Below are 8877 nucleotides of genomic sequence, written 5' to 3' on the forward strand. Positions count from 1 at the left end.
ACAGACAGGCCGCATAATCAAGGCGGCCCAGAGCGGCCGGTTACTGCTGACCCACAACGGCACGCATTTCACCGATCCGACCGGCGACGGGTGGACACCGAAGGATATCAAAGCCGTGCGGGCCGATGGCGTCCAGTTCCGTTGCCATTCTTTGCGAAGCGGCCTGTGCCGAACTTGATATCGAGCATCGCCTGACGAAACCTCGACACCCGTGGACAAATGGCCAGGTCGAACGCATGAACCGGACGATCAGGGAGGCGACGGTCAAGCGCTTCTATTACGAAACGTATGACCAACTGCGCCAGCAGTGAGAACAAGAACCATCACGGTTCATACAGAATCCGCACGATCAAATCCTGAAACGAAACAAGCAGGTTATTTTCAAATAATATTCTGATATTTCAATCAACAAACCGACAGCATTCACCCATTTACCGGTATGGTCAGCACGGCGCCCGGATTTTTGGTGGTTTTTGAAAGCTCCATCAGAATCTGCAACATTGTAAATCCAAGCTTACTTGGAAAATCAGTATCCGATATATAGTAAAATTTATTATTATATTTTATCGACACAAAAGAAAGATGCGGCCGTTCATTGCTGACATGAACAAAAACCGTTGGCTTTGTATTGCGTCCTACCAGAATAATTTTGGGAAGAGTGCGCCCTGAATCAATATCTTCCTGCGGTACGTCGATCTGATAAGCAATCTGTCCCAGAACGCCAAGCATTGTGCGGGTAAGCAACCTGATCTGGCCATGTTGCGGTTTTCCTGCCCCATATATGACTTCCACACGCTCGTCTTTTGGGCCCATTTCGAAAAAACGCCGTGTTGACTTGACCACTTCCGCCAGAAGGGGATCTGTAGTCGATGATACCGTAAGAAACACTCGATCAAAAGCCGGAGTTTTCCCTGGTATTTCCTCACTATGTTCCAGCTGTATGCCTAAAAGGCCTGCAATCTGCAATCGGCGGAGGTCATAGATGAGTTCGAAAAATTCAGGCGAACCTCTCCCGACATCTCCCCCTATGGCACCCGCGTTATTGATAAGGTTAACCGACTGGACCGACAAACGAAATAAAATATCTATGGGCAGCCCCCCCATGGCCAGGGGAAGCAGACTACCGGGAGGAAGCGGGCGCAGGAAACTTTGCGCATAAGCATCTCCCGTAACGGGTTGGAACGTAAAAGTCGGGCTTTCCTGTATCTGTGCCCCGATAGCCCCTGCGGGCCTGATCGGATTTGAGTCTGAGCCAACCCCAATGGAAATATTGCGTTGTAACTGGTAGCCGGAAATCAGTTGGGTCGTATCCAGAAAGCCTGGAGTGTCAGCATATCTCAAACGGACCACATTAAGGAGTGTCTGTTGTTTGGAAGAACCAATCAACGCCTGGGAATAGTCCAGTTGATCATGGTCCAGTCTCTGAGAGCCAACGCCATAACATCCACTCAACAAGAAAATGAGCGGCACCACCGTAAATTTTTTCATAACAATAAAACTCTGCATTTCTTAATATAACGTATCATCCTGTATTTTAACTATTTTTTTTGATGACAGCTGGGTACCTGACTTCATAAACTGACCTGATTGCATTCTATCATGATAACACGCGATTTTATTAAATTGTAAATACATTGATTTTTTCTGGGTCTGGCAATGGCGATAATCACGCCCACCATCATTTCATACATACTTTTAATAATATAGACTGAATGTCCCGGTGCCAGATTGTACGAAATTATTAAATGATGGTAAGCTATGCTCAATTTATATGCAGTCATGGTAGGCTGACATGAATCCGTAATCTCATATGTTGTCAGTTTCTGGAAGGACGCGCCCCGCCCGCTGGACAGGAGAGGCATCAAACCGGAAACTGTTACACCGTAAGCTCTGCAAGACGGAAGAATACAAAATGTGTCAGATATAGGGAGCGCTGATATAATTGCGATTACGTTGCCCGTTTCAGCAGCCTGCACGGCACATGAAAGCTATTTCAAAGGGATATGTGTTATTATAAAATAATGCGTTAACCAATCGACACACTGCCATCACATTCTGTGCAGAGAAAACAATTTAGAGTAATGGAAAAGTAGGATTGTGAACGTTATCCAAATTTCCCGTAAGGTGTCCCGTAATGCGTAAAAGCCTTCTTGCCTTTGTTCCAGCACTCCTGCTGACTGGCCATGCATATGCGACAGACGTCAAGCTTCCCGATGGCACTCCGACAAGCGTGACCGTCCAGACACCCTGCACAAGTGAGAGCTACAAGGAATACGAAACCTGCATTTCCGCCATTCTGAGTCTACCCTCCAACCGTGGCGGCGATATCGATGTCAGGGCGATTGAGACCTTACTGCCTAAAGATATTCAGAAAGCAGCCATCATAAGCGGAATTACGGCAGCACCAGTTGTGCCGATGACAGTGTCGTTAAAGCATTATGATGACAAGAATATCATCTGGCCATCAACCGATACACCACTCGATCATATTATAATCCCCAATAATGGAACCTATCAGGTTGTGCTGACAACTACTGATGGTGGGAAAACATGGGGCATGCGGATCATTATCGAACAACCGGGATCAGCAGATCAATAACATTCAAATAATTTCCGATCATTAATTGTTTAATATTCCACCTGCGGTAGATTGCGAATGCAATAATGCGCTCTGATTTCAGTCCCTGCATGCGTCTTGCCCCTGTAACCTGATCGCCCCAATGACTGTGATGAGGCGATTTCGGCTACAGCATCTATAATAAATGTTGGATAGGACTCCAATATTATCCAGCGCGCAGGTGGAAACAGGTGATTTCGGATGGCCTGCCCAGCCGGAGTGCAAATCCCGGCCACAGCCCTGTGCCATTGCTGACGTAAAGCGTCATGCCACCCAGATCGTAGCACCCGGAAACAAACCCGTTATTGCCACGTGCAACGAGACGGTCGAGGCCGACAATCATCCCGCCATGTGTATGCCCCGACAGTTGAAGGGCGACACCCTGTGCGGCGGCGGCACGCGCCGCACAGGGTTGATGATCAAGCAGTATGACCGGCACCCCCGCGGGACGGCCTGCAAGCGCGGCAACCAGATCGGGGCCTGCCTGCCCATGCCCGGGTGCCGACCGGTCGGTGACGCCGGCAATGATCAGTCTGGCCCCTCCTCCCCTTGTGATGACCATGTAATGGTTCAGCAGCATGTGAAAGCCCAGTTCCGACAGGTGATGCATCCAGTCGGCGTAGTCGAAGAAATATTCATGATTCCCCGGGACCGCCAGAACACCATCCGGCGCATGTAACCCGGCAAGCGGTGCTACGTCGGCACGACGCATGGCCACCGAACCGTCAATGAAATCGCCCGTCACGACGATCATGTCGGCGCCAGCCGCATTGGTGCGGTCCACAACCGCCCTCGCCCATCTGGCGGGAAACAGTCGACTGATATGCATGTCAGTCAACTGGACCAGCCGATACCCGTCAAACGCCGGCGACAGGCCGGGAATGGTAACGGTCACGTCCCTGACCGGCGGAACCCGTAGCGCATTGGCGACACCGATGGCGGAAAGCACTCCGGCAATACCGCCCACGACCGCCCGCGCGCCCACCGGGATCTGCACAGGCTGCCACGTCACCAGCGCAACCAGCAGCGCACCAAGATCAAGCGCGATCTGGAGCAGTGTGAGAAACCCGATCGCCCCAAACGCCCAGTTGAACAGGATGACAACAGGCCGGGGGAATTCTGGCGCAAAAATGGACCCCGAGGAAAGCCGGGACCAGTAGTGGTAAAATGCGGCTATGACCACCAGAGCAGCCGCAGGTATTTTCAGGCCCAAGGGAAGTGGTAATGGCCAGAGCCAGTTCAGGATCACGACAAGAAGGGGCAAACCAAAAACAACAAGGCGCATTACAATCAATATCCTCGCACGAAAGCGCAGGGAGACGTCTTCCGCCCCCCTGCGCCCGGACCACATCATCGGTAAAACGTCTGCCCGGGCGTCACGCGTATCCGTTATGCCAGAAACAGGGGCTCTGACGCCTCAGGAGAATTTTTCCCCGACCATTTCTTCGCTCTTTGCCCACAGCGCCTCGGCATGCACGGGATCAAGCGCGTAGGCCCGCACGCCCTCACTGACCAGGTCGATCGCCTGGTCATCGGGCACGACCGGGCTTACGTGGCAGTCTTCGCAGTAATGGCCGCCGACCGCATCAGCTTCCGCCACCACGCCTGCCCAGACCGACGTGGCCGCCCCCTGCGGAATGGTCTTGAACTGAAACGGCGGCTTGCCGTCCGCCGCAGCCTGTTCATTGATCCTCGCCACCATCGCCTCAACGCCGCCTGCTGGCATATAGCGCGTCAGTTCGGTCAGGATGACACCCGGATGCACCGCCGTGGCGCGCACGCCGCGTGCGCGGCGCCGTGCGTCAAACGCAACGGCGAAGAGGATATTGGCGGTCTTGGAACGCCCATAGGCGATGAATGGATCATACGGCGTATGATCGAAATTCGGGTCTTTCAGGTCAACATCCGCAAAGCGATGTCCGGCCGAGGATACATTAACCAGTCGGGCGCCGGTGCGCAGCAGTCCCGCGATCCGGTTGACGAGGACGAAGTGCCCCAGATGATTGGTGCCAAACTGCGTCTCGAACCCGTCCTTCGTATGCCCGAACGGCGTGGCCATCACGCCCGCATTGGCGATCACCAGATCAAAAGGCAGGCCGGTTGCGTTCAACTGATCGGCGCAGGCGCGGGCACTGCTCAGATCCGCAAGGTCCAGGGCAACCAGTTCGAACGTCCCTCCCCCACGCTCAGCATCCGCACGGACCTGCGTGGTGGCACTCTGTGCTTTTGTCAGGTTGCGCGCAGCACCCACCACATGGGCGCCGTGTGCGGCAAGGGCGCGTGCGGTTTCAACGCCCAGGCCAGCAGAAACGCCGGTCACCAGGACGCGTTTGCCCTTCAGCGATACACCTGAAAGGACATCTTCTGTCGTAGAGCTTGCGCCAAAAATCTGTGTCATGGGTGAAACTCCTTGGAATGGTGCATCGGTTTTTTGCCGAAGCTGCATTCGGGGTGTTATATGGAGCATTGCTCCGTTTTATATATGCGGAGGGTTACTCCGTTTAACAAGAGGAAAATCGGTGACCGACGAAAAAAAGCCGCGCCGTCGACCGCGCAGCGATGGGCAGCGCAACAGGGAGAACCTGCTGAAAGTGGCCAAGGCCGCGTTCACGGCAGGGGAAATCGATATCCCCCTGGATGAGATCGCCCATCGCGCAGGTGTAGGGATCGGAACGCTTTACCGCCATTTTCCCAATCGCGATGCGTTGATCGAGGCGGTCTATCGTGCCGAGCTCGACCGCCTTGCCGATGCCGCACCGGTCCTTGCCGCGCAACATCCGCCAGTGGAGGCGCTTCGGGCATGGATGCGGCTATTCGTGGATTACATTGCCGCCAAGCTGGTGATCGCCCCCGCCCTTAACGGGCTGGCAGGTGGCACGGGCACGCTCTACGCACAGTCCGGCACGGTCCTGCAGGGTGCGATTGATGGACTTGTAGCGGCTGCCGTTGCCAGTGGCGACATCAGCGCGGATATTGAGCCAGTCGACCTGCTCCGTGCCCTGGCGGGTGTATCGAACTATGCGGCTGGTCCCGGCTGGGAGACCAGTGCGAAGCGCCTTGTCGATATTCTCATTGCCAGATCACAGGCGTCGGCATCATAACGCTCCGGGTGTCAGCATGAGTTGTCATGCGGACACTCAACCCGTTTCATGATCGGGCGTGTTTTGAGACAACTTTTTCCTGGAACATTATCTGATGAAAAACATTCTTCTTCTGAACGGCGGAAAGGCTTTCGGCCATTCCCATGGTCGTCTGAACGATACACTACACGGTGCCGCCCTCGAAACCCTGTCACATGCGGGCTTCAGCACGCGACAGACAAAAATTGACAATGGCTATGATATTCAAGCCGAAGTTGAAAATATTCTTTGGGCGGATCTGATCATCTATCAGATGCCGGGGTGGTGGATGGACGTGCCATGGACCGTCAAGAAATATGTCGATGAAGTCTTTACGGCCGGTCATGGCACGCTGTACGCCAATGATGGACGCAGTCGGGCCCATTCTGAACGCAAATATGGCTCGGGCGGCTTGCTACAGGGCAAACATTACATGCTCTCCCTGACATGGAACGCCCCGGAGGAGGCCTTTATCGAGCCGACGCAGTTCTTTGAAGGAAAAGGGATCGACGCTGTTTACTTCCCGTTTCATAAGGCCAACCAGTTCCTGGGCATGACGCCGCTTCCGACATATCTCGCGACAAACGTGATCAAGGAACCGCACGTTGACCAGACAATCGCGTGCTATCGTGCCCATCTTGCAGATGTTCTTGGCCTTGTGCGGCCTGATGATGATGCAGAACGGCAATATTGAGACCAGCATTATTGTAACAACAAAAAGCCGGAAAATTATCATGAAAACATGGATACGTTGGGGTGGTATCGGCGTGATCAGTCTTGCGGTGCTTGGCGCCGTTGGGTGGAAGGTCGTTATGCATCCGGAAACAGCATCGCTTCCGATGACGGCTGGAATCGGGGCTCATCCAGAACTTCCGCAGCCAAACCATACCTTTTTTCCGACCATTAATGTTGCAACGCCCATAGGCTGGCCAGATGGGCAGGCACCTGTGGCCGCACAGGGACTGTCGGTTTCGGCATATGCAAGAAACCTGGACCACCCACGGTGGCTCTATCGGTTGCCCAATGGGGATATTCTGGTGGCCGAGAGCAATTCGCCCAAAACGGATATTTCGACCCTTAAAAACCGTATTGCGAATTTTGTGATGGGCAAGGTTGGCGCGGGCGCGCCCAGCCCGAACCGGATCATCCTGCTACGCGACACCAAACATGATGGGTCAGCGGATACCCGGACAGTTTTCCTCGATCATCTCTATTCGCCCTTCGGTATGGCGCTGGTGGGTAATGATCTGTATGTCGCCAACGCCAACGCAATTTTCCGCTTTCCCTATCATGACGGCGACACGCGGATTGATGCACCGGGAAGCAAGGTTACGGATCTGCCGGCAGGCTACAACCACCACTGGACGAAAAACCTGCTCGCCAGTCCGGATGGGCGTTTCCTGTACGTGACCGTCGGGTCCAACAGTAATGTTGCTGACAACGGGATGCAGGTCGAGGAAGGACGGGCGCGGATCGACAGGCTCGATTTGACTACGGGAAAGCTGACGCCCTATGCGACAGGGCTGCGCAACCCGAACGGTCTGGCTTTTGAGCCGGAAAGCGGTGCGCTTTGGGTGGCGGTCAACGAGCGCGACGAAATCGGCAGTGACCTTGTACCCGACTACATCACATCGGTGAAGGAAGGTTCATTCTATGGCTGGCCTTACAGCTACTACGGGCAGCATATTGATACGCGCGTCTCGCCGCAGCGACCGGACCTCGTCGCGCAGGCGATCATGCCGGATTACGCGCTTGGCCCGCACACGGCCTCGCTTGGTATTGCGTTTTCCCATGATGCAGACCTGCTTCCGGATACATGGCGCCATGGACTGTTCGTGGCGCAGCATGGATCATGGAACCGTCATCCCAAAAGCGGCTACAGGGTTATCTATGTACCCTTCGCTGACGGAAAACCGTCCAGTACGCCGGTTGATGTGCTTACGGGTTTCCTGACACCTGACGAAGCTCATGTGCATGGTCGGCCAGTAGGCCTCACGCTAGACCGCGCAGGGGCATTGCTGGTCGCTGATGATGTGGGGGGTGTCGTGTGGCGCGTAACTGGCAAAAACGAGTAACGGTCATATCCGCATCAAAGACAATTCTGTCATTTGAATTGCCCCGGTTTTTGTGGAGACGTTTTTTATCTGAACGAAGCGGCTAAAGCATGTAATTTCTGCTGAGCATAAAAGCGGGCCTCAGCTTCTGCTGGCGGGATGTTTCCAATGGATGAAAGGATGCGGCGATTATTGAACCAGTCCACCTATTTGAGTATAGACAGATGGCGCAATCGGCAGAACCCTGCAGATTGACCCGACACCATATGCCTGCCGGTGCTCATCGATGAAGCGCGTCATGGCCTGAAGCGGCGGTCGAGTTCCCCTTCCGCAAAATACGCAGAAGCCTTGCGCAGGATTTCATTGGCCTGCCGCAGTTCGCGGTTCTCGCGCTCCAGTCGCCTGATCTTCTCCCGATCAGGCAGATCATTTACCGCAGGTGCATTGGCCCGTTCATGCAGACGTGTCCATTTTGACAGCGTGTCAGGATGAATATCCAGCTTTGGCGCTATCATCATCACTGCGGACCAGCAGTGACGGATGGTTCTGCTCCGGCAGACCCGCCGAGCGTTATGTTTCCGGTCGGATCGCCTGGCGCAGAGATACTCAGCAGAGATACTCACTTGCGATGATGCCGTTTCGGTTGGCACGATGGGAGGTAGACACCCGCCGTATCTTCAAAACGATCCGGATGCGCCGTAAGAGGCATGGACACAACATCATCGCTCCGATGGTCAGTATAGACGAACGTCAAATAGTAAGACTGCGCCTCGATCCGAGGATCGCCATCGAACATTTTGTTCCATTCCAGCAGGTCGCGCCGCAGCGGCGATCCGACATCGCCGCTGCGGGTCCAGACCGCCGACACACAGGTCGAAACACGCTCAACGTGCACGATCAAGCGCCCATTGAGAAACGCCCTTTCATCGAGTTCCTCATTGAGCACCGTGTTGAGATTGTAGGTCAGTTCCTCCAAGGACTCCGGCCTGGCGCCCGCGTATGCGATACCGCCGATACAGACGGCGCAAATCAGGCTTAGGATAATAGCGCGGATCATCAATATCGTCCTTCCAGCAGAAGCATGGCC

Annotated in this window: 8 protein-coding genes, 2 pseudogenes and 1 other annotated feature; of the genes and pseudogenes, 5 read left to right on the forward strand and 5 right to left on the reverse strand. The window is 54.4% G+C overall.

Annotated features, from left to right (window positions below; genetic code table 11):
- Window positions 1–305, forward strand: a pseudogene (locus B7449_RS11400) (integrase core domain-containing protein); the annotation flags it as partial.
- 118 nt (window positions 306–423) lie between these two features.
- On the opposite strand, the gene B7449_RS11405 reads toward B7449_RS11400, so the two are convergent.
- Complete coding sequence (locus B7449_RS11405; protein WP_039734571.1) at window positions 424–1488, reverse strand: hypothetical protein; 1065 nt, start codon at window positions 1486–1488, stop codon at window positions 424–426.
- A 646-nt stretch (window positions 1489–2134) separates the two neighbouring features.
- On the opposite strand from B7449_RS11405, the gene B7449_RS11410 reads away from it, so the two are divergent.
- Window positions 2135–2599, forward strand: coding sequence for a hypothetical protein (locus B7449_RS11410; RefSeq protein WP_039734556.1), 465 nt, complete (start codon window positions 2135–2137; stop codon window positions 2597–2599).
- A 184-nt stretch (window positions 2600–2783) separates the two neighbouring features.
- Here the strand turns inward: B7449_RS11410 and B7449_RS11415 are convergent, their stop codons facing one another.
- Entirely contained in the window at window positions 2784–3902 is a 1119-nt protein-coding gene (locus B7449_RS11415) for a metallophosphoesterase (RefSeq protein WP_039734557.1), read from the reverse strand.
- Window positions 3903–4034: 132 nt separating this feature from the next.
- Window positions 4035–5015, reverse strand: a complete 981-nt coding sequence (locus B7449_RS11420) for an SDR family NAD(P)-dependent oxidoreductase (RefSeq protein ID WP_039734558.1) — start codon at window positions 5013–5015, stop codon at window positions 4035–4037.
- 121 nt (window positions 5016–5136) lie between these two features.
- Here B7449_RS11420 and B7449_RS11425 point away from each other — a divergent pair, with 121 nt between their 5' ends.
- The 3 genes from B7449_RS11425 to B7449_RS11435 all read left to right on the forward strand — a co-directional run bounded on the left by B7449_RS11425 (window position 5137) and on the right by B7449_RS11435 (window position 7811).
- Window positions 5137–5718, forward strand: a complete 582-nt coding sequence (locus tag B7449_RS11425; protein ID WP_039734559.1) for a TetR/AcrR family transcriptional regulator — start codon at window positions 5137–5139, stop codon at window positions 5716–5718.
- A gap of 94 nt (window positions 5719–5812) precedes the next feature.
- The gene (locus tag B7449_RS11430; protein ID WP_039734560.1) at window positions 5813–6430 is read left to right on the forward strand and encodes an NAD(P)H-dependent oxidoreductase; all 618 of its coding nucleotides are present in this window, start codon (window positions 5813–5815) and stop codon (window positions 6428–6430) included.
- Between the two features lie 40 nt (window positions 6431–6470).
- Window positions 6471–7811: a PQQ-dependent sugar dehydrogenase gene (locus B7449_RS11435; protein WP_039734572.1), complete on the forward strand. Its 1341-nt coding sequence runs from the start codon at window positions 6471–6473 to the stop codon at window positions 7809–7811.
- A 195-nt stretch (window positions 7812–8006) separates the two neighbouring features.
- Here the strand turns inward: B7449_RS11435 and B7449_RS24765 are convergent.
- Window positions 8007–8272: pseudogene (locus tag B7449_RS24765) on the reverse strand (IS3 family transposase); the annotation flags it as partial.
- Window positions 8016–8132, reverse strand: a sequence feature (AL1L pseudoknot). It overlaps the preceding pseudogene by 117 nt.
- A gap of 137 nt (window positions 8273–8409) precedes the next feature.
- Window positions 8410–8877, reverse strand: a 468-nt coding sequence (locus B7449_RS11445; protein WP_244465756.1) for a hypothetical protein, incomplete at its 5' end; no start/stop codon positions are given.

Origin of the sequence: Komagataeibacter intermedius TF2, from assembly GCF_000964425.1 — a bacterium.
Taxonomy (GTDB): domain Bacteria; phylum Pseudomonadota; class Alphaproteobacteria; order Acetobacterales; family Acetobacteraceae; genus Komagataeibacter; species Komagataeibacter intermedius.

What these genes read in the sequence shown, in the direction of transcription:
- B7449_RS11430 (WP_039734560.1), top strand. Translation starts at nt 5,813, where the DNA reads ATGAAAAACATTCTTCTTCTGAACGGCGGAAAGGCTTTCGGCCATTCC.
- B7449_RS11410 (WP_039734556.1), top strand. Translation starts at nt 2,135, where the DNA reads ATGCGTAAAAGCCTTCTTGCCTTTGTTCCAGCACTCCTGCTGACTGGC.
- B7449_RS11415 (WP_039734557.1), bottom strand. Translation starts at nt 3,902, where the DNA reads ATGCGCCTTGTTGTTTTTGGTTTGCCCCTTCTTGTCGTGATCCTGAAC.
- B7449_RS11435 (WP_039734572.1), top strand. Translation starts at nt 6,471, where the DNA reads ATGAAAACATGGATACGTTGGGGTGGTATCGGCGTGATCAGTCTTGCG.
- B7449_RS11405 (WP_039734571.1), bottom strand. Translation starts at nt 1,488, where the DNA reads ATGAAAAAATTTACGGTGGTGCCGCTCATTTTCTTGTTGAGTGGATGT.
- B7449_RS11420 (WP_039734558.1), bottom strand. Translation starts at nt 5,015, where the DNA reads ATGACACAGATTTTTGGCGCAAGCTCTACGACAGAAGATGTCCTTTCA.